We start from the raw sequence: 18,439 nt of genomic DNA on the forward strand, positions 1-18,439 counted from the left end.
GACGATTGAAGGTATTGCGTCGCGTCCGTGCCCCACCTCCCTCCCGGCCGGATATTGGCGGCTCGGGGTTCTCGTGAGGGGAGAGCGGTCGGCCGCGGCCCCGCCACGTTCTCGCCCTCGGGCGATGCCAGACCTCGGCTCATGACCCAGTCTCTCCCATCCGCGACGCCCGTTCCCCCACGTCTCGTGGTCTTCGACAGCGGCATCGGCGGATTGTCGGTGGCGCGCGAGATCCGCGCCGCGCGGCCCGATGCCGAGATCGTCTATGTCGCCGACGATGCCGGCTTTCCCTATGGCGAGCGGGCGCCGGCCGAGCTCGCCGCGCGGATCGTCGACCTCGCCGGGCGGCTGATCGCCGATCATCGCCCCGACCTGTTCGTGATCGCCTGCAACACCGCTTCGACCCTGGTGCTGCCGCCCCTGCGCCGGGCCTACGACGTCGCCTTCGTCGGCACGGTGCCGGCGATCAAACCGGCGGCGGCGTCGACCCGCTCCGGGCTGATCTCGATCCTGGCGACCCCGGGCACGGTGCGGCGCGACTATACCCGGGCGCTGATCGACACCTATGCCAGCCATCTCGAGGTGACGCTGGTCGGTTCGACGCGGCTCGCGGCGCTGGCCGAGGCGGAACTGGCCGGCGAGCCGGTCGACGCGGCGACGGTGGCCGCCGAGATCGATCCGTGCTTTCGCGCGCGCGACGGCCGGCGGACCGACCGGGTGGTGCTGGCCTGCACCCATTATCCGTTCCTGATCGAGCATTTCCGCCGGACCGCACCCTGGCCGGTGGAGTGGATCGACCCGGCGCCGGCGATCGCCCGGCGGGTGACCAGCCTGATCGGGCCGGCGGTGTCGGGAGCTGCCGCCGGCGGCGGGCGGGCGCTGTTCACGTCGGGGCGGAGCCCGGGGGCGGCGCTCGCCGCCGTTCTGGCCACCCTGGGGCTGATCTGCGCGCCGGGGTGAGCCGTCGGCGTTGACATCGGATCCTTCGCCGCCTATAGCCGAGCAGCTTCGCGGGCCGTTCGGTCCGCGAAGTCATTTCACGTGCACCCGTGATCACCCTCGAACGCTCGAGACCCGGTGATCTGTCGGCGCCGATCGGCGCAGAGGAGGGCGCGCTCGCCAGACCGAGCGGGCGGGGACAGTCCCCGATCCCGCGCCCAACCAGACGAGACCGCGATGTCGAAGCGTCATTCCGCAAAGTTCAAGATCGATCGCCGCATGGGCCAGAATCTCTGGGGCCGCGGCAAGTCCCCGGTGACCAAGCGCGAGTACGGTCCGGGTCAGCACGGCCAGCGCCGCAAGGGCAAGCTGTCCGACTTCGGCGTCCAGCTGAAGGCCAAGCAGAAGCTCAAGGGCTACTACGGCAACATCTCCGAGAAGCAGTTCAAGCGCACCTATCAGGAAGCGCTGCGGCTCAAGGGCGACTCGTCGGAGAACCTGATCGGCCTGCTCGAGCGTCGTCTCGACGCGGTGGTCTACCGCGCCAAGTTCGTGCCGACGGTGTTCGCGGCGCGCCAGTTCATCAGCCATGGCCACGTCAAGGTCAACGGCCGCCGGGTGAACGTCGCCTCCTACCGCGTCAAGCTCGAGGACGTGATCGAGGTCAAGGACGCCTCCAAGCAGCTGGCGATCGTGCTCGAAGCCGTGCAGTCGGGCGAACGCGACGTGCCGGACTACATCGAGGTCGATCACTCCAAGATGATCGCCAAGTTCCAGCGCATCCCGACCCTGTCGGACGTGCCCTATCCGGTCCAGATGGAACCGAACCTGGTCGTCGAATTCTATTCGCGCTGAGCCGCCGAGCGGTTCGCCCCACAGACGAAAGGCCGCCGATCATCCGATCGGCGGCCTTTTTCATGGGTGGGTCACGGTTTGCGACCGAAGGGGCGGGCGGCCGGGAAACGGTCGCCGAAAGGGCTCAGGCCGCCGGCGAAGCGCAGCGGCAAGGGGTCGGCCGAGCGGCCAGACGCGACGCGTGGCCACGCAGGAAGTGCTCGACGTTGTCACGGTGGAGGGAATCGCGACGGAACACGAGTTCCATCATCGGGTCGGCGAGAATCTCGGACAGGCTCGGTTCGAGACAGGGATCGGTCCAATCGCGCAGGTCGGGCCCGCTGTCGGGGTGGCGGCGGATGTCGTAGGTCATCGTCGGTCCTCCTTTCCCGCCCCCTCATCGGGGACGTCGTGTCGTCCGGCGCCGGTCGAAGGATTTCGAGGCGGCGCCGACGCGTGAGATGGCCATCCTAGCGGAACGGCCGAACAATAGGCGAAGGCCGTGTCATTCGTGTGAATGACGTTCATGACACCGTGAAGGAAGCATGAACGGCCACGTCGAAGTCGGGGACCATTCGGTGCCCGCTGTCGACGCCCCTACAGTCGGGGGGCGACGTGGCGGAAATGAGTCCATTTCCTCGATTGCCCGATCTTCGTGCATCGCGTCGGATCGCGCCAGGCACGTCGCCGTGATCCGACCCGTGATCCGGGAAAATTCGTATCGGCGACGGCCTCGGTCGCGCAAAAGGCGGGCGGCGCCCGGCCGGGCGGACGTCGCCACCGCGGTTTTCCTCGGACGCGCGAACTCGTCGATCAGGTCGGTTCAACTGGACCGTCACATGCTCTAGACTGGGGCGAGGCGGCTCCCCCGAGCCGACACGAGGAACGCATGGCCCGGAGCCGCACCGATACCGACGAAGTCGTCCTGACCCTGCTGAAGGGCGCGCCGACGCCGATGAGCGCCTATCAGGTGCTCGACCGGCTGCGGCCGGAAGGGATCCAGTCGCCGCCGATCGTCTACCGGGCGCTCGAGCGCCTGGAGAAGGCCGGGCAGATCCATCGCCTGGAAGGGCTCAACGCCTATTTCGCCTGCTGCGGGCGCGACCATCATACGGTCGGCACGGTGTTCGCCGTGTGCACCGGCTGCCGGCGGGTCGAGGAATGGTCCTGCGAGGGCATCGACGATCTGCTCGGCGGGGCGGCGGCCAAGGCCGGCTTCGCACCGGTGGGGCGCATCGTCGAGGTGCGTGGCCTCTGTGCGATCTGCCGCGGCGCGGCGCGGCCGGAAGACGCCCATGGGCTCACCGCCCATGGGCCGGGCTGCGAATGCGGCCACGGTTCCGAGGGCTGAGGCGCGCCGGCGGGTATCGGGCGGGGGGGGCGAAGCGCCCGCGACCCGGAGGCCGCGGGCGCGCAAGCTCAGGCCTTGCGATCGATCAGATCGGCGTCGATCAGCGAGGTCTTCTTGGTGTCGGGCATCAGGAAGTAGACGATCAGCGAGCAGCCGGCGACGGCGCTGGCGTACCAGAAGAAGCCCGATTCCATCCCGGCGTTCTTGAACCACAGCGCGACGTATTCGGCCGAGCCGCCGAAGATCGACACGGTCAGCGCATAGGGCACGCCGACGCCGGTGGCGCGGATCGAGGCCGGGAATAGCTCGGCCTTCACCACGGCGTTGATCGAGGTGTAGCAACTGAGGATCGCCCAGGCGACGGCGATCAGCAGGAAGGCGGTCAAGGGGCTCTTGGCCTGCTGGATGCCGGTGAGCAACGGCACGGTGCACAGCGTCGAGAGCACGCCGAAGGCGAGCAGCAGCGGCCGCCGGCCGATCTTGTCGGAGATCGCCCCGTAGATCGGCTGCAGGATCAGCGCGAACAGCAGCACGCCGGCGGTGACCAGGGTGCTCTGGACGTAGGTCAGGCCGGTCGACAGCTTCAGGAACTTCTGGATGTAGGTGGTGTAGGTGTTGAATGCCAAGGTGCCGCCGGCAGTCAACCCGATGACGATCAGCACGGCGCGTGGATGCTCGAACAGGGCGGCCAGCGTCGACTTGCGTTCGCCCTCGGTATGGGAGGCGCGTTTGAAGTGCTCGGTCTCCGGCAGGCTGCGCCGCATCCACAGGGTCACCAGGGCGAGCAGCGCGCCGATCAGGAACGGGATGCGCCAGCCCCAGGCCTTCAACTGATCGGGCGTCAGGATCAGGTTCTGGAGGAGCAGGAGGACGATCAGCGCGACCAGCTGGCCGCCGATCAGCGTCACGTATTGGAAGCTCGAATAGAAGCCGCGGTGTTTTGCGGTGGCCATTTCCGACAGGTAGGTGGCCGAGGAGCCGTATTCGCCGCCGAGGCTGAGGCCCTGCAGTAGCCGGGCGAGGAGGAGGAGGGCGGGGGCGGCGACGCCGATGGTCTGGAAGGTCGGGGTCACCGCGATCATCAGCGAGCCGAAGCACATCAGGAACACCGACAGCATCAGCGCGGTGCGGCGGCCGCGGCGATCGCCGATGTGGCCGAACAGCAGGCCGCCGATCGGTCGCATGAAGAAGCCGAGGGCGAAGACCCCGGCCGACGACAGCATCTGGGCGACCGGATCCTTGTTCGGGAAGAACGAGTCGGCGAAGTACAGCGCGAAGGACGCATAGGCGTAGAAGTCGTACCACTCGACCAGATTGCCGGCCGACCCGATCAGGATCGCCTTGATGCGGCGCATCGTGTCGTAGAAGCCCTCTTCGGGCACCGTGTCTGCGATCTGGGTCATGCGGGTCCTCGCGCTGTCGAAGGTCGGCGGTCCGCCGACCCGGCAGCTGGCGCGGCGTCAGGTCGGATGGCCGAGACTAGGCCGGTCGAGCACTTCGGCGTGAGTGACATTTCAACGCGGCAACCTCAGACTTTCGTCTCGGGTGCGCGGGAAAGATGCAGAAATCTTCCGGTTTTATCGATTCGTCGAGAACAAAGTCGTCGGTTGGTCGCAGGGCGCGCCGCGCATTTGGCTCGGCGGCGACGGTGCTGCGGCGATTCGGTACGGACGAAACGGACCGATGCGAAAACCGGCCCCGAACGCGAACGACCGGCCGGAGCCTGGGCTCCGACCGGTCGTCGATGATGCTTTCGCGTGGGGTCGTGCTCAGGCCTTGGCGGTCACCGGCACGCCCTTGTCGGCGAGCAGGGTCTGCAACTCGCCGGCCTGGAACATCTCGCGGGTGATGTCGGCGCCGCCGACGAACTCGCCCTTGACGTAGAGCTGGGGGAAGGTCGGCCAGTTGGAATAATCCTTGAGGCCGGCGCGCAGGGCGTCCGACTCGAGGATGTTCACGCCCTTGAACGGCACGCCGAGGTGGCTGAGGATCTGGACGACCTGCCCGGAAAAGCCGCACTGCGGCATCTTCGGGGTGCCCTTCATGAAGAGCACGACGTCGGCGGACTGCACTTCGGCGTCGATGGTGGACTTGATGTCGGACATCGCAGTTTCCTTTCAGCGGCGGGGTCAAGGCCCGCGGTGGGAGGGTCGTGTCAGGCGGGCGCGCGGGTGGTCAGCGACAAGGCGTGGAGCGGGCCGGCGAAGGCCTCCTTGAGCGCGGCATTGACCAGTTGATGCTGTTGGACCCGCGACTTGCCGGCGAAGACCGGGGCGATGATCTCGGCCGCCCAGTGATCGCCGTCGCCGACGAGGTCGGTGATGGTGACGGTGGCATCGGGAAAGGCGTCGGTGATGAGCTTCCGGACTTCAGCGGCGGTCATCGCCATGGGTGTTCGTCTCCTCGGGTGCCGGCTTGCCGACACGGTCTGTCGGCAAGTCCACGGGATCTCGGGCGCGACCGTCGCAGAAGCGCCTCAGGCGGCGCTCATCCAGTTCGGCATCCAAGATTCGTGCCGCTGACTTAAGGCGTCGATCGAAACCGTCAAGAGGCCGCCGAGCGTGAGGCTGTCGCCACCGACCGCGCCGATCGCGGTGGCCGGGACGCCGGCCATCGCCGCATCGACGATCAGGCGCGAGGCGTCTTCCGGCGCCGCGGTGACCACATAGCGCGCCTGGTCCTCGCCGAACAGGAAGGCATGCAGCGGCACCTCGGTCTCGGGCAGCAGCAGGCGGGCGCCCTTGGCCCCGGCCATGGCCATCTCGGCCACGCCGACCAGCAGGCCGCCGCTCGACAGATCGTGGGCGGCGGTGACCCGGCCGTCGATCACCGCGGCGCGGACGAAGTCGCCGTGGCGCTTCTCGGCGGCGAGATCGACCGGCGGCGGGGCGCCCTCTTCGCGGCCGTGGAGCTCGTAGAGATAGGACGACTGGCCGAGCCAGCCGGTGGTGTCGCCGATCAGCACCAGCACGTCGCCGTCGGCGGCGAGCGCCACGCCGATGGTCCTGGTGACGTCGTCCATCAGGCCGACGGCGCCGATCGCCGGGGTCGGCAGGATCGCCTCGCCGTTGGTCTCGTTGTAGAGCGAGACGTTGCCGGAGACGATCGGCATGTCGAGGGCGATGCAGGCCTCGCCGACGCCCTTCAGGGCATGGACGAACTGGCCTATGATCTCGGGGCGCTCGGGATTGCCGAAGTTGAGGTTGTCGGTGACGGCGATCGGCAGGGCGCCGACCGCGGAGAGGTTGCGCCAGGATTCGGCGATCGCCTGCTTGCCGCCCTCGTAAGGGTCGGCCTCGACGTAGCGCGGGGTGACGTCGCAGGTGAAGGCGAGACCTTTCGCATGGCCACCATTGGGGCGCTCGACCCGCACCACCGCGGCGTCGCCGCCGGGGCGCTGCACGGTGTTGCCCTGGATCAGGTGGTCGTACTGTTCCCACACCCAGCGCCGCGACGACTGGTTGGGCGAGCCGACCAGGTCGAGCAGGGCGCGGCCGTAGTCCTGCGGCGCCGGCACGTCGGCGGCGGCGAGCACCGGCTGGCGCTTCGGCTCGACCCAGGGGCGGTCGTATTCGGGGGCCTGATCGCCGAGGTCCTTGATCGGCAGATCGGCCATGACCTGCCCATGGTGCTCGACGACGAAGCGCAGGGTGTCGGTGGTTTCGCCGACGATCGCGAAATCGAGGCCCCATTTGCGGAAGATCGCTTCGGCCTTTTCCTCGAGATGGGGGTGGAGGACCATGAGCATGCGCTCCTGGCTCTCCGACAACATCATCTCATAAGCCGTCATGCCGGGTTCGCGGGTCGGCACTTTGTCGAGGTTGAGGGTCAGGCCGAGGTTGCCCTTGGCGCCCATCTCGACGGCGCTGCAGGTCAGCCCCGCCGCGCCCATGTCCTGGATGGCGATGACCGCGCCGGAGGCCATCAGCTCCAGCGAGGCTTCGAGCAGCAGCTTCTCGGCGAAGGGGTCGCCGACCTGGACGGTCGGGCGCTTCTCGTGGCTGTCGTCGTCGAACTCGGCCGAGGCCATGGTCGCCCCGCCCATGCCGTCGCGGCCGGTCTTGGAGCCGAGATAGACGACCGGCATGCCGACGCCCTTGGCTTCGGACAGGAAGATCTCGTCGGTCTTGAGCAGACCGGCGGCGAAGGCGTTGACCAGACAGTTGCCGTTGTAGCGCGGGTGGAACTCGACCTCGCCGCCGACGGTCGGCACGCCGAAGGAATTGCCGTAGCCGCCGACGCCGGCGACCACACCGGCGACGATGTGGCGGGTCTTGGGATGGTCGGGAGCGCCGAAGCGCAGAGCGTTCATCGCGGCGATCGGCCGGGCGCCCATGGTGAAGACGTCGCGCAGGATTCCGCCGACCCCGGTGGTCGCGCCCTGGTAGGGCTCGATGTAGGAGGGATGGTTGTGGCTCTCCATCTTGAAGACCACCGCCTGGCCGTCGCCGATGTCGACCACGCCGGCGTTTTCGCCGGGGCCGATCAGCACGCGCGCGCCCTTGGTCGGCAGCTGCTTCAGCCACTTCTTCGAGGATTTGTAGGAACAGTGCTCGTTCCACATCGCCGAGAAGATGCCGAGCTCGGTCCAGGTCGGCTCGCGGCCGATCAGATCGAGGATCCGTTGGTACTCGTCGGGCTTGAGGCCATGGGCCTTGATCAGCTCGGGGGTGATGGCGATGTCGTTCTTCAGCATCGTTGCCTTCCTTCGCAGGGCCGAAGCCCTCACATCCCACACCGACCGTCGAGCGATCGGGTCCAAGTTCGTTTCTCGATCCGGCGATCCCGCGGGCCCTCCCTTCTCCCCTCGTGGGAGAAGGTGGCGCGAAGCGCCGGATGAGGGGCGGTGCGTCGCCCCTCGGCTCGACGTGCGCGGCGAGGCCCGGACCCCTCATCCGCCCTTCGGGCACCTTCTCCCTCGAGGGGAGAAGGGACGCCGCCTCGCTCACGCCGCGCGGGCGAGGCTCTCGAAGATGCCGCGGCCGTCGAGGCCGCCCTGCAGGGCTTCGATCAGATTCTCCGGGTGCGGCATCATGCCCAGCACGTTGCCGGCGGCGTTGACGATGCCGGCGATGCCGTCGACGGCGCCGTTGGGATTGGCGGCTTCGGTGATCCGGCCCTCGGCGTCGCAGTAGCGGAACACCACCCGGCCTTCGCCCTCGAGTTCGGCGAGGGTCTCGGGATCGGCGAAATAGTTGCCCTCGCCATGGGCGATCGGGCAGCGGATGACCTGGCCCGGGGCATAGGCCGAGGTGAAGGCGGTGGCGGCGTTGTCGACCCGGAGCCGCACCTCCTTGCACACGAAGCGCAGCGAGGCGTTGCGCATCAGCGCGCCGGGCAAGAGGCCGGTCTCAGTGAGGATCTGGAAGCCGTTGCATACGCCGAGGACGTGGCGGCCGGCGGCGGCGTGGGCCCTCAGCGCCGGGATGATCGGGCTGCGCGCGGCGATGGCGCCGCAGCGCAGGTAATCACCGTAGGAGAAGCCGCCGGGCACCGCCACGACGTCGACGTCCGGCAGTTCGGTCTCGGTGTGCCAGACCATGATCGGTTCGACGCCGGTCACTTCGCGAAAGGCGCGGGCCATGTCGCGTTCGCGGTTGATGCCGGGGAAGACGAGAACGGCGGACTTCATGGGGCTCATCCTGATCGGGGGATCCGTCGGGAGCGGGGCCGAAGGGCGACCCGCGCGAGGGGCATGGCGGGCGCGCGGCGGCCCGCGGGCCGCCCGGTGCCCGTCCGGGTCAGATCAGTTCGATCCGGTAGTTCTCGATCACCGTGTTGGCGAGCAGCTTCTCGCACATGTCGGTGAGCTGGGCCTGAGCTTCGGCGCGATCGGCGGTCGCGAGCTCGAGTTCGATCAGCTTGCCCTGGCGGACGTCGTCGACGCCGGCAAAACCGAGGCTCTTCAGCGCCCCCTGGATGGCCTTGCCCTGCGGATCGAGAACGCCGTGCTTCAGGGTGACGGTGACGCGGGCTTTCATCGGCAGGTCCTCGTGCGATCGGGAACGGCCCCGCGTCCGCTCGGGACTCGGTCGGGAGCGGGCAGGGCCCATCGGCCCCGCGCGTAGCACGCGAGGGCTCGGGGGGCAAGGCGTGCGGGCCTCTCGGGCGGCGTTCGGCAGCCCCGCAGCGGCCCGCACGGGATGCGTTCAACGCTGCCCGCCGGGCTTCGGCGGATGGCGGGCGAGCCAAGTCGCGACGCCGGTGAAGTTGCGTTCGGCGGCGGCCGGATCGGGCGAGAGGCTGAACAGCGACAGGCTGAGGTCGTCGCCGACCAGGACACCCATCGGGCCGATCTGCCTGCGGCCGTCGGGCAGGGTCAGGGTGCGGGTGGCGCGATAGAGCACGAAGCGGCCGATCACGCTGCGGCGCACCGGCCCGGTCGCGACGGTGATGCCGCGGCGGGCGAATTCGGGCGCGGGATGGGCGAGGGTCGCCTCATAGGTCGCGAGATCGGCGACGGCGTGCGGTGGTTTCACGGTGAAGGTCACCAGCGAGCCGGGCACGCAGGCCGGCGCGTCGCAGTCGAGCCGCCAGCCGCCGTCGTCCGAGGTGCTGCCGCGCCATTGGTCGCGGTCGAAGGCGTGGGCGCCGGCGGGGACCGCGAGGGCGAGGAGGGCGGCGAGAGAGATCGTGCGGGCGAGGGTGGACGACATCGCAACACCTCCCGGGCAGGGACCGGTCCGAGCGCGGGCCGTCCCCGCGCCGCCGCGACCGGTTCAGATCGCGTCGTCGAGCGGCGGCCGGCCGGCGGCCAATGCGTCGGACAATTCGCGGTAGTGGCGGCGGGCGCGGTCGGCGTCGTGCGCCGAACTGACGATCGTGTAGCTCAGGCGATCACCGACGAGAACGCCGGAGATGTAGGCCTCGTGGCCCCCTTGCCGGGAGACCACGGAGCTTTCGACCCAGTATTCGGTATAGGCGCCGTGCCGCCGCCGGTTCGGCTTGCCGTCGCTCATGATCGAGCCCAACACCTCGCGCAACGTCGTCACGCGCGCCGGTCGCGATTGCGCATAGGCTTCGAGGCTCGCGTAGAGGCGCGGCTTCTGCACGCGGTAGGAGGCGATCGAGTCGCCGCCGCAGGCCGCCGCCCGGCACCTCAGGTACCAGGTGCCCGTCGAGGCCTGACCGAACGACCACTGCGCCCGGTCGAAGGCGGCGGCAGGGGCGGGCAGCGCGAGGGCCGCGGCGAACAGTGCGACGGTGACGGCAAACGGACGCATCGGCGGCTCCTCGTGCGACGGGCGCCGCCGCGTTTCATCGCGACGGCGCCCGCAGGAAGGAGCTTATATTTCCGGTTGTGACGCGGCGACGCGGCGCAGTGCCGCGCTCACTGCACCAACGTCGGGCCGGTCGCCGCCGCGGCCGCTCACGGTACCCAGCCGGGCCTCGGCGCGTGATGGGCGAGGTAGGTCGCGAAGTCGGAAAAGTTGCGTTCGGCGACGGCGGGGGCGAGCGACAGGCTGTAGAACTCCACGCTGACCTCGTCGCCGACCAGCATACCCACCGGGCCGACCTGCTTGCGGCCGTTCGCAAAGGCGAGGGTGCGGGTGGCGCGGTAGAGGGTATACGCACCGATCGCCGAGCGCCGCACCTCGCCGGTCGTGGCGAGGATACCGGCCTTCGCAAAACCTGGGACCTGGCCGGCGAGCCGGGCGCGAAAGCCGGCCGCGTCGGCGACGGTGCGGGGTGGTTCGATTTCGAAGGCGAGCAGAGACCCATCGGTGCAGGCGTCACACCACAGGCGATAGAATCCGTCGGCGGCTCTTTCCCCGCTCCACTGCGCCCGGTCGAAGGCGGCGGCCGGGGCGGCGAGGGCGATGGCTGCCGCGAGAAACGCGACGGTGACGGCAAACGGACGCATCGGCGGGCTCCTCGTGCGACGGGCGCCGCCGCGTTGATCGCGACGGCGCCCGCAGGAGAGAGCTTATATTTCCGGTTGTGGCGCGGCGACGCGGCGCAGTGCCGCGCTCACTGCACCAGGGTCGGGCCGGTCGGCGCCGGGCCGGAATTGTCGTTGAGGATGCCGAGACGACGGGCGACTTCCTGATAGGCCTCGAGCATGCCGCCGAGGTCGCGCCGGAAGCGGTCCTTGTCGAGCTTGTCGCCGGTCGACTGGTCCCACAGACGGCAGCTGTCCGGGCTGATCTCGTCGGCGAGCACGATGCGCATCATGTCGCCTTCCCACAGCCGGCCGAACTCGATCTTGAAATCGACCAGACGGATGCCGACGCCGAGGAACAGGCCGGACAGGAAGTCGTTGACGCGGATGGCCAGCGCCATCACGTCGTCGATGTCCTGGGGGCTCGCCCAACCGAAGGCGGTGATGTGCTCTTCCGAGACCATCGGGTCGTTGAGTTCGTCGTTCTTGTAATAGAACTCGATGATCGAGCGCGGCAGCTGGGTGCCTTCGGGGATGCCGAGGCGGGTCGACAGCGAGCCGGCCGACACGTTGCGGACGACGACTTCGAGCGGGATGATCTCGACCTCGCGGATCAACTGCTCGCGCATGTTGAGCCGCTTGATGAAGTGCGTCGGCACCCCCAGCGCATTGAGCTGGTTGAAGACGAACTCCGAGATACGGTTGTTCAGCACGCCCTTGCCATCGATGACGGCGTGTTTCTTGTTGTTGAAGGCGGTCGCGTCATCCTTGAAGTGCTGGATGAGCGTTCCCGGCTCCGGACCTTCGTAGAGGATCTTGGCCTTGCCTTCGTAGATGCGACGCCGACGATTCATGGGGATGTACCGTGGTGTGAAAGGGAAATCCATGTGGCCGGAGGCCTCCGATCGGGACCGGCCCCCGAGCGCTGCCGGTCGTACGCCCTCGGGGCGAACGCCCGGCGGTGAGCTGCGATGCGATTTCGGCGGACCGGGCGGCGGGGCCGCCGAGCGGGCGCCTTCGTTTGGAAGGACGACGCGCGGGTCCGAAGGAATCATCCCGTCGGCCCGCGCGCTCGGACCGTACATTAGCCGAAGCCGCGCGGAACCACAACGAGCCGCTCGCAGGCCCGGCGGCCGGGCCGGCCGGGTGGAATGTCGCAACCCTCGAGCGGGAGCGACGACCGGACGGTGGCGACAGTCAAACGAACGTATCGTTGCGCGATTTTTCGCCGAAGGTTATCCAAGTTCCTCGACATCGGCCTCCCTATACGCGAAGCGACCGGCCTTTTCCAGGAGATTCGGGGACATGACCACGTTCGACAAGCGCGAAGAGGCTTTCGAGACCGGGTTCGCCCATCACGAAGAGCTACGCTTCAAGGCGGAGGCGCGTCGCGACAAGCTGCTTGGTCTTTGGGCTGCCGAGAAACTCGGCTTGACCGGCGAGGCCGCGACGACCTACGCCAAGTCGTTGATCGAAACTGCGGTGTCCGATCACGGCCAGGCCGGGGTTTTCGCCAAGATCCGCGCGGATTTCGATGCCGCCCACGTGGCGCAGTCGGATCACCAGATCAAACGCACCATGGACGAGCTCGAGGCCAAGGCCTGGATGCAGGTCAAGGCGGAGCGCTGAGACGCCCGGTGCGCCGTGCAGCCGACGCAGAGCCGGGCGGCGGCGGTGCGCGGCGTCATGGACTCCCACGGCCGCGGCGATCGGCGTAGGGTCGCCCCGACGGGAGGTTTCGGTGCGCGTCGCCGACGCCTATCCCGCGTCAGACCGCTCCGGGAGCCCGTAATGACCACAGATCCTGCATCGCCGTCGATCTATTCCCTGTCGCGCCGCCTCCGGGCGGGTGAGACGGTCTATCCCGGTTGGGTCAATCTGGCCGATCCGCTGCTCGCCCGGGCGATCGCTCAATCGCGCCTCGACGGCGTGGTGATCGACATGCAGCACGGCCAGTTCGACACCGCGACGGTGATGCAGACGATCGGCGAAGTCGCCGGCGTCGGCAAATCGACGATCGTGCGCGTGCCGGTCGGCGACTTCGCGATGGCCGCGCGGGCCTTCGACATGGGTGCGGCGGGGGTGATCGCGCCGATGATCAACACCGCCGACGACGCGCGGGCGCTGGTCGACTTCGTCAAATATCCGCCGGTCGGGCGGCGTTCGTGGGGGCCGATGCGGGCGATGGATCTCGCCGGGCGTTCGGACGCCACCGCGCACCTCCACGGCGGCGCCGACGAGACCCTGGCGCTGGTGATGCTCGAGACGCGGGACGCGCTCGCCAACATCGACGAGATCCTGGCGGTGCCGGGCATCGACGGGACCTTCGTCGGTCCGTTCGATCTGTCGGTGTCGCTGTCGAACGGCGCCTTCGTCGATCCGAATTCCGCGATGCTCGCCGAGGCGCTGGCCCACATCCAGGCGCGCACGCACGCCGCGGGCAAGATCCCGGCGGCCTTCGGCGGCGCGTCGGTGCGCGTCCGGGCGCTGACCGACCTCGGCTTCCGGATGATCAACGTCGGCTGGGACACCGTCTATCTCGACGTCGGCATCACCGCGATGATCGAGGCGGCCGGGATCTGAGCGACGACCGACGACCGGACCGAGGGTCCGGTCGTCCCGATCCGTCGGCCGGCCGAGATCGATCGGCCGGCGGCGTGGTCCTTCAGTCGGCCTTCGCCGGCGCTTCGCCGAACACCCGCGCGAAGATCGTGTCGACGTGCTTGAGGTGATAGCCGAGGTCGAAACGTTCGCGGATCGTCTCTTCCGAGAGCGCGGCGCGGACGTCCGGGTCGGCGAGCAGCTGCTCGAGGAAGTCGACCTCGGCAGATCCGGTCTGCTGGTAGCTGTCCCACACCTTCATGGCGTTGCGCTGGACCAGTCGGTAGGACTCCTCGCGGCTGACCCCGGCCTGGGTCAGGGCCAACAGGATGCGCTGGGAATGGACCAGACCGCCGAGGCGGTCGAGGTTGCCGCGCATGCGTTCCGGGTAGATCACCAGCTTCTCGATCACCCCGGCCAGCCGCGACAGCGCGAAGTCGAGGGTGATGGTGGCGTCGGGGCCGATCATCCGCTCGACCGAGGAGTGCGAGATGTCGCGCTCGTGCCACAGCGCGACGTTCTCCAGCGCCGGCACGACCATGCCGCGGACCAGACGGGCGAGCCCGGTGAGGTTCTCGCTCAGCACCGGGTTGCGCTTGTGCGGCATCGCCGACGAGCCCTTCTGGCCGGGCGAGAAATATTCCTCGGCCTCCAGCACTTCGGTGCGCTGGAGATGGCGGATCTCGGTGGCCAGCCGCTCGATCGACGAGGCGACGACGCCGAGGGTGGCGAAATACATGGCGTGGCGGTCGCGCGGGATCACCTGGGTCGAGGCCGGCTCGACGCTCAGGCCCATCTTCGCCGCGACATGGGCTTCGACCGCCGGCTCGATGTTGGCGAAGGTGCCGACCGCGCCGGAGATGGCGCAGGTCGCGACCTCGGCACGTGCGGCGACCAGACGGGCGCGGTTGCGGGCGAATTCGGCGTAGGCCTGGGCGAGCTTGAGGCCGAAGGTCACCGGCTCGGCATGGATGCCGTGGGAGCGGCCGATGGTGGCGGTGTGGCGGTGTTCGTAGGCGCGGGTCTTCAGCGCCGCGAGCAGACGGTCGACGTCGGCGATCAGCAGGTCGGCGGCGCGCACCAGCTGGACGTTGAGGCAGGTGTCGAGCACGTCGGATGAGGTCATGCCCTGGTGGACGAAGCGCGCCGAGGGGCCGACGATCTCCGACAGATGGGTCAGGAAGGCGATTACGTCGTGCTTGGTCACCGCCTCGATCTCGTCGATGCGGGCGACGTCGAAGGTGACGCCGCTGCCCTTGGCCCAGATCTCGGCGGCCGCCTCCTTCGGCACCACGCCGAGTTCGGCCAGCGCGTCGGTGGCATGGGCCTCGATCTCGAACCAGATGCGGAAACGGCTCTGCGGCTCCCACACGGCGGTCATCTCGGGGCGCGAATAGCGCGGGATCATGGGGCACCTCTTGAGCAGCGGGGGGACAGCGGTCGCGGTCGGATTATCAGACGCAGGGGAAGCCGCCAACGCAAAAAGGTCTCAGTCGAGGGCTAGAGTGCGCGCTCGTGATCGTCCTGGGGGCACGACAGGGGCGGGCGGGCGCGATGATGAAATTGCGGACAGGGCCGGGCATCCTGGTGCTCGGGGCCGGCATGGTCGGAACGGCGGCGGCCTGGCACCTCGCGCGGCTCGGCCACCGTGTGGTCCTGGTCGACACCCATCCGATCGGCGATGCCCCCGATCCCGACGATGCCCATGTCATCGACCCCGAAGCCGGCCCGGCGATCGCCGCGGCGAGCGATGCCCTCGATCTCGGCGGGCCCGCGGCGGGCGCGCCCACGGGGTGTCGGCTGGCGGCACTGATCCGCGACCTGTTCGATTTCACCGATCCCCTCGACCGTGAAGATCGGGCCGAGCGCGCCCGGGCGCTCGCCGGTCTGTGCCGTCTGGCCCCCCTGGAGCATCGCCGCATGGCCCGGGTCGCCGGCGCCGAGGCGCTCTATCGCGACACCGGGCGGATCCGCGTCTATCGCTCGCGCGCCGGTTTCGCGGCGGCGGCGTCGCTGCACGCCGCGGCCGATCGGGCCGGCATCGACCATCGCTGCCTCGACGGCGACGAGTTGCTCGACCTCGAGCCCGATCTCGCGCCGATCGCCCATCGTGCGGTGTGGTGGCCGCAGACCCGCACGGTGGCGAGCCCCGCCGCCCTGTTGCGGGTGATCGGCGCGGCCTTCCTGGCCGAGGGCGGCCGCTTCGTGATCGGCGACGCGCGCTCGCTGCGGCGCGGCGGCGAGGGCTGGACGGTGGCGACGCGGTCGGGCGAGATCTCGGCGCGGCGGGTGCTGTTGGCGCTGGGCGCCGCCTCGCAGACGCTGTTGGCGATGTTCGGCGTGCGACTGCCCTTCGCAGTGCCGTCGCGGCGGTGCCTGCGCTTCCAGACCGACGGCGAAACCCGGCTCGGCCGGCCGGTGCTCGACGTCGAGGGCGGCTACGGGCTGACGCCGATCACCGCCGGCGTGCGCCTGACCACCGGCTTCGGCATCGCCGCGCCGGTCGGAGGGCCCCCCAAGCTGCGCCCGCTCGATCGGGTCACCGCCTCGGCGCGGCAACTGTTCCCGCTCGGGCGGTGGATCGAGGCCGCCGAGGAATTGCGCCGGCGCGCCGCCTTCACCGACGGACTGCCGGTGATGGGACGGGCGCCGGGCCTGCCCGACGCGTGGCTCGATCTCGGCCAGGATGCGCGGGCCTTCGCGCTCGGACCGATCTGCGGGCGGCTGATCGCCGAGGCGATGTCGGGACGGCCGACGGCGCTGCCGCTCACGCCGTTCGGGGCGGAGCGCTTCGGCAGCGGCTGGTGAGCGGCATCAGCTCTCGCGCAACGGCAGAGCCGGCGTGTCCTTCACGGTGGCGACGACGATGTGGCTCTGCACGTCGGTGACCAGCGTATTGTCGAGGAGCTTCATGCGCAGGAAGGTGTCGTAGGCCTTCATGTCCTCGGCGACCACCTTGATCAGATAGTCGACCGCGCCGGTGACCCGTTCGCAGGTGATCACCTCCGGCCAAGTCCGGACCTTGCGATCGAACTCGGTCATGTTGTCGAGCGACGGCACCCCGAGCTTGACGAAGGTGTAGACGACGAATTCCAGCCCCACCGCCTCACGGTCGACGAGCGCGGCGATCTGCTTGATGATCCCCGCATCCTTCATCCGCTTGATGCGCCGCCAGCACGGCGTCTGGCTCATGCCGGCTTCCTTGGCGACGTCGGCAATGGCGAGAGAGGCGTCGCGCTGCAGAACCCGGAGGATGCGCACGTCCTGGGGATCGAGGACAATCTTTTCCGACATCCGGGCTCCCCTGGAAGAAACGCATGCGCTCGAGCGGTTGGACCGGCAAGGTAACACGGTTCGCGGCGAAAAGAAGATGCTTTTGGCTCGCCGCCGATCCGGCGAGGGTTGCGTCGGCGGGGGTTGCGTTTCACGCGAGGAACAGGGTCGGCGGCGCGCGCGACGGGTGTCGCCTCACAGCACCAGCGGCGGTGGTGTCGGTTCCTCGACCCACAAGTCGTCCCAGGCCGGCAGGGCGTCGCCCGGTGCCGATCGGGCGGCATGGACCCCGCGGGCGATGGCGCGGGCGACCACCTCGACGGCGGCGATGCCGAGGGCGACGCGGTCGGCCAAGGGCTCGGCGAGCGGATGGGCGCCGGTCGCCAGGGCGAAGACGATGTCGCCGTCGAGCGGCGTATGGGCCGGCCACAGGGCGCGGGCGAAGCCGTCGTGGGCCTGGACGGCGAGGCGTTCGCATTCGGCCTTGGTGAGCGCCGCGTCGGTCGCCACCACCGCCAGCGTGGTCGCCGTGCCGGGGCGGGCGGCGGCCTTGAGGCGCAGGCGGACGGCATCGGCCGGCCAGGGATGGGGCAGGCCGAGGCCGCCGAACTCGTCGCCGATCTCGTGGGGCGCCGCCCAGAAATGGCCGCTGTCGCCGATCGTCGCGGTGCCGACGGCGTTGACCGCGACCAGGGCCGCGACGGTGACGCCGTTGTCCAACACCACCGAGGCGCTGCCGATGCCGCCGCGCAGATCGGCGGTGGTGGCGCCGCGGCCGGCCCCGACGCTGCCCAGCGGCACCGAGCGCGTGGATGCCGCGTCGATGGCGGCGCGGCCGAGGGCGCGCCACGGCGGATCGTCGCCCCAGTCCTTGGGACCGCCGTCGAGGAGGTCGAACAGCACCGCGGCGGGGACGATCGGCACGCGCACGTCGCCGACCGCGAAACCGCGGCCGCGGGCCCGGAGCGCCGCCTGGACGCCCGAGGCGGCGTCGAGACCGAAGGCCGAGCCGCCCGACAACACCACCGCATCGATCGCCCCGACGGTCTGGCGGGCGGCGAGCAGGTCGGTCTCGCGGGTGCCCGGCGCGCCGCCCATGACGTGGCAACTGGCGACCACCGGCGTCTCGGCGATCACCACGGTGACCCCGGTGCGCAGACGCGGATCGTCGGCGTGGCCGACGGCGAGGCCTGCGACGTCGACGAGGCTGTTGGTCGGGCCGGGCATGCGGGTCACGGGCGGTCCTCGGCTGGAGATGGTCGGCCGACGATAGCACGGCGGGCGGCGGGGTCGCCAAGGTCAAAGCGCGGGGGKGGAGGGGGGGCCGGGCGTGGGGCGAGGGCGAGGGCGAGGGCGGGGGTAGGGGGCGAGGGAGAGGGCGGGGGTAGGGGGCGAGGGAGAGGGCGAGGGGGGCCAAGGCGCGCCGGGCGATGGCGGGGTGCGTGCGAGCGCGGGAATGGTGGCATGTCGTGAATTGGGCACGGACTCGCCGCAAGTCCCTTCTCCCCTCGTGGGAGAAGGTGCCCCGCAGGGGCGGATGAGGGGGCGCGCGCGACAGC

The 18,439-nt window shown here is 69.7% G+C and carries 20 protein-coding genes; 6 read left to right on the forward strand and 14 right to left on the reverse strand.

Annotated elements, in window-relative coordinates; all coding sequences use genetic code 11:
- Window positions 1-141 precede the first annotated feature (141 nt).
- Both murI and rpsD read left to right on the forward strand, forming a co-directional pair.
- Window positions 142-960 (forward strand): glutamate racemase, encoded by an 819-nt coding sequence (murI, locus tag EYW49_RS09620; protein WP_131308878.1) that lies wholly within the window; start codon window positions 142-144, stop codon window positions 958-960.
- A 216-nt stretch (window positions 961-1,176) separates the two neighbouring features.
- A complete protein-coding gene (gene rpsD, locus EYW49_RS09625) occupies window positions 1,177-1,794 on the forward strand; it encodes a 30S ribosomal protein S4 (RefSeq protein WP_131308881.1) in 618 nt (205 codons plus the stop codon).
- Window positions 1,795-1,918: 124 nt separating this feature from the next.
- Here the strand turns inward: rpsD and EYW49_RS09630 are convergent, their stop codons facing one another.
- Complete coding sequence (locus tag EYW49_RS09630; RefSeq protein ID WP_131308884.1) at window positions 1,919-2,146, reverse strand: hypothetical protein; 228 nt, start codon at window positions 2,144-2,146, stop codon at window positions 1,919-1,921.
- A 516-nt stretch (window positions 2,147-2,662) separates the two neighbouring features.
- Between EYW49_RS09630 and EYW49_RS09635 the strand changes: the two genes are divergently transcribed.
- Window positions 2,663-3,124, forward strand: a complete 462-nt coding sequence (locus tag EYW49_RS09635; RefSeq protein WP_131308887.1) for a Fur family transcriptional regulator — start codon at window positions 2,663-2,665, stop codon at window positions 3,122-3,124.
- Between the two features lie 68 nt (window positions 3,125-3,192).
- On the opposite strand, the gene EYW49_RS09640 is transcribed toward EYW49_RS09635, so the two are convergent.
- The 10 genes from EYW49_RS09640 to purC all read right to left on the reverse strand — a co-directional run bounded on the left by EYW49_RS09640 (window position 3,193) and on the right by purC (window position 11,893).
- A complete protein-coding gene (locus EYW49_RS09640; RefSeq protein WP_131308890.1) occupies window positions 3,193-4,527 on the reverse strand; it encodes an MFS transporter in 1,335 nt (444 codons plus the stop codon).
- A gap of 366 nt (window positions 4,528-4,893) precedes the next feature.
- On the reverse strand, window positions 4,894-5,229 hold the full coding sequence (grxD, locus tag EYW49_RS09645) for a Grx4 family monothiol glutaredoxin (protein ID WP_131308893.1): 336 nt from the start codon (window positions 5,227-5,229) through the stop codon (window positions 4,894-4,896).
- Between the two features lie 50 nt (window positions 5,230-5,279).
- Window positions 5,280-5,513: a BolA family protein gene (locus EYW49_RS09650; protein WP_131308896.1), complete on the reverse strand. Its 234-nt coding sequence runs from the start codon at window positions 5,511-5,513 to the stop codon at window positions 5,280-5,282.
- A gap of 87 nt (window positions 5,514-5,600) precedes the next feature.
- A complete protein-coding gene (purL, locus tag EYW49_RS09655) occupies window positions 5,601-7,820 on the reverse strand; it encodes a phosphoribosylformylglycinamidine synthase subunit PurL (RefSeq protein ID WP_131308899.1) in 2,220 nt (739 codons plus the stop codon).
- Window positions 7,821-8,069: 249 nt separating this feature from the next.
- Window positions 8,070-8,756: a phosphoribosylformylglycinamidine synthase subunit PurQ gene (gene purQ / locus EYW49_RS09660; RefSeq protein WP_131308901.1), complete on the reverse strand. Its 687-nt coding sequence runs from the start codon at window positions 8,754-8,756 to the stop codon at window positions 8,070-8,072.
- A gap of 109 nt (window positions 8,757-8,865) precedes the next feature.
- Window positions 8,866-9,105 (reverse strand): phosphoribosylformylglycinamidine synthase subunit PurS, encoded by a 240-nt coding sequence (purS, locus tag EYW49_RS09665; protein ID WP_131308904.1) that lies wholly within the window; start codon window positions 9,103-9,105, stop codon window positions 8,866-8,868.
- Window positions 9,106-9,273: 168 nt separating this feature from the next.
- The gene (locus EYW49_RS09670; protein ID WP_131308907.1) at window positions 9,274-9,780 is read right to left on the reverse strand and encodes a hypothetical protein; all 507 of its coding nucleotides are present in this window, start codon (window positions 9,778-9,780) and stop codon (window positions 9,274-9,276) included.
- Between the two features lie 63 nt (window positions 9,781-9,843).
- On the reverse strand, window positions 9,844-10,347 hold the full coding sequence (locus EYW49_RS09675) for a hypothetical protein (RefSeq protein ID WP_131308910.1): 504 nt from the start codon (window positions 10,345-10,347) through the stop codon (window positions 9,844-9,846).
- Between the two features lie 146 nt (window positions 10,348-10,493).
- Window positions 10,494-10,988 (reverse strand): hypothetical protein, encoded by a 495-nt coding sequence (locus EYW49_RS09680; RefSeq protein WP_131308913.1) that lies wholly within the window; start codon window positions 10,986-10,988, stop codon window positions 10,494-10,496.
- A 107-nt stretch (window positions 10,989-11,095) separates the two neighbouring features.
- Complete coding sequence (purC, locus tag EYW49_RS09685; RefSeq protein WP_131308916.1) at window positions 11,096-11,893, reverse strand: phosphoribosylaminoimidazolesuccinocarboxamide synthase; 798 nt, start codon at window positions 11,891-11,893, stop codon at window positions 11,096-11,098.
- 418 nt (window positions 11,894-12,311) lie between these two features.
- On the opposite strand from purC, the gene EYW49_RS09690 reads away from it, so the two are divergent.
- On the forward strand, window positions 12,312-12,635 hold the full coding sequence (locus EYW49_RS09690; protein ID WP_131308919.1) for a DUF1476 domain-containing protein: 324 nt from the start codon (window positions 12,312-12,314) through the stop codon (window positions 12,633-12,635).
- A 162-nt stretch (window positions 12,636-12,797) separates the two neighbouring features.
- On the forward strand, window positions 12,798-13,589 hold the full coding sequence (locus tag EYW49_RS09695; protein WP_165498195.1) for an HpcH/HpaI aldolase family protein: 792 nt from the start codon (window positions 12,798-12,800) through the stop codon (window positions 13,587-13,589).
- An 82-nt stretch (window positions 13,590-13,671) separates the two neighbouring features.
- On the opposite strand, the gene purB is transcribed toward EYW49_RS09695, so the two are convergent.
- A complete protein-coding gene (gene purB, locus EYW49_RS09700) occupies window positions 13,672-15,015 on the reverse strand; it encodes an adenylosuccinate lyase (protein WP_131308925.1) in 1,344 nt (447 codons plus the stop codon).
- Window positions 15,016-15,164: 149 nt separating this feature from the next.
- Between purB and EYW49_RS09705 the strand changes: the two genes are divergently transcribed.
- Window positions 15,165-16,415: an NAD(P)/FAD-dependent oxidoreductase gene (locus tag EYW49_RS09705; RefSeq protein WP_165498196.1), complete on the forward strand. Its 1,251-nt coding sequence runs from the start codon at window positions 15,165-15,167 to the stop codon at window positions 16,413-16,415.
- 6 nt (window positions 16,416-16,421) lie between these two features.
- Here EYW49_RS09705 and EYW49_RS09710 read toward each other — a convergent pair whose 3' ends face one another.
- Both EYW49_RS09710 and EYW49_RS09715 read right to left on the reverse strand, forming a co-directional pair.
- Complete coding sequence (locus EYW49_RS09710; RefSeq protein ID WP_131308931.1) at window positions 16,422-16,901, reverse strand: Lrp/AsnC family transcriptional regulator; 480 nt, start codon at window positions 16,899-16,901, stop codon at window positions 16,422-16,424.
- A 174-nt stretch (window positions 16,902-17,075) separates the two neighbouring features.
- Window positions 17,076-18,107 (reverse strand): P1 family peptidase, encoded by a 1,032-nt coding sequence (locus EYW49_RS09715; protein WP_131309138.1) that lies wholly within the window; start codon window positions 18,105-18,107, stop codon window positions 17,076-17,078.
- Window positions 18,108-18,439 lie beyond the last annotated feature (332 nt).

It is taken from the genome of Siculibacillus lacustris (assembly GCF_004328075.1).
Classification (GTDB): Bacteria; Pseudomonadota; Alphaproteobacteria; order Rhizobiales; family Ancalomicrobiaceae; genus Siculibacillus; species Siculibacillus lacustris.

What these genes read in the sequence shown, in the direction of transcription:
- murI (WP_131308878.1), top strand. Translation starts at nt 142, where the DNA reads ATGACCCAGTCTCTCCCATCCGCGACGCCCGTTCCCCCACGTCTCGTG.
- rpsD (WP_131308881.1), top strand. Translation starts at nt 1,177, where the DNA reads ATGTCGAAGCGTCATTCCGCAAAGTTCAAGATCGATCGCCGCATGGGC.
- EYW49_RS09630 (WP_131308884.1), bottom strand. Translation starts at nt 2,146, where the DNA reads ATGACCTACGACATCCGCCGCCACCCCGACAGCGGGCCCGACCTGCGC.
- EYW49_RS09635 (WP_131308887.1), top strand. Translation starts at nt 2,663, where the DNA reads ATGGCCCGGAGCCGCACCGATACCGACGAAGTCGTCCTGACCCTGCTG.
- EYW49_RS09640 (WP_131308890.1), bottom strand. Translation starts at nt 4,527, where the DNA reads ATGACCCAGATCGCAGACACGGTGCCCGAAGAGGGCTTCTACGACACG.
- grxD (WP_131308893.1), bottom strand. Translation starts at nt 5,229, where the DNA reads ATGTCCGACATCAAGTCCACCATCGACGCCGAAGTGCAGTCCGCCGAC.
- EYW49_RS09650 (WP_131308896.1), bottom strand. Translation starts at nt 5,513, where the DNA reads ATGGCGATGACCGCCGCTGAAGTCCGGAAGCTCATCACCGACGCCTTT.
- purL (WP_131308899.1), bottom strand. Translation starts at nt 7,820, where the DNA reads ATGCTGAAGAACGACATCGCCATCACCCCCGAGCTGATCAAGGCCCAT.
- purQ (WP_131308901.1), bottom strand. Translation starts at nt 8,756, where the DNA reads ATGAAGTCCGCCGTTCTCGTCTTCCCCGGCATCAACCGCGAACGCGAC.
- purS (WP_131308904.1), bottom strand. Translation starts at nt 9,105, where the DNA reads ATGAAAGCCCGCGTCACCGTCACCCTGAAGCACGGCGTTCTCGATCCG.
- EYW49_RS09670 (WP_131308907.1), bottom strand. Translation starts at nt 9,780, where the DNA reads ATGTCGTCCACCCTCGCCCGCACGATCTCTCTCGCCGCCCTCCTCGCC.
- EYW49_RS09675 (WP_131308910.1), bottom strand. Translation starts at nt 10,347, where the DNA reads ATGCGTCCGTTTGCCGTCACCGTCGCACTGTTCGCCGCGGCCCTCGCG.
- EYW49_RS09680 (WP_131308913.1), bottom strand. Translation starts at nt 10,988, where the DNA reads ATGCGTCCGTTTGCCGTCACCGTCGCGTTTCTCGCGGCAGCCATCGCC.
- purC (WP_131308916.1), bottom strand. Translation starts at nt 11,893, where the DNA reads ATGGATTTCCCTTTCACACCACGGTACATCCCCATGAATCGTCGGCGT.
- EYW49_RS09690 (WP_131308919.1), top strand. Translation starts at nt 12,312, where the DNA reads ATGACCACGTTCGACAAGCGCGAAGAGGCTTTCGAGACCGGGTTCGCC.
- EYW49_RS09695 (WP_165498195.1), top strand. Translation starts at nt 12,798, where the DNA reads ATGACCACAGATCCTGCATCGCCGTCGATCTATTCCCTGTCGCGCCGC.
- purB (WP_131308925.1), bottom strand. Translation starts at nt 15,015, where the DNA reads ATGATCCCGCGCTATTCGCGCCCCGAGATGACCGCCGTGTGGGAGCCG.
- EYW49_RS09705 (WP_165498196.1), top strand. Translation starts at nt 15,165, where the DNA reads ATGAAATTGCGGACAGGGCCGGGCATCCTGGTGCTCGGGGCCGGCATG.
- EYW49_RS09710 (WP_131308931.1), bottom strand. Translation starts at nt 16,901, where the DNA reads ATGTCGGAAAAGATTGTCCTCGATCCCCAGGACGTGCGCATCCTCCGG.
- EYW49_RS09715 (WP_131309138.1), bottom strand. Translation starts at nt 18,107, where the DNA reads ATGCCCGGCCCGACCAACAGCCTCGTCGACGTCGCAGGCCTCGCCGTC.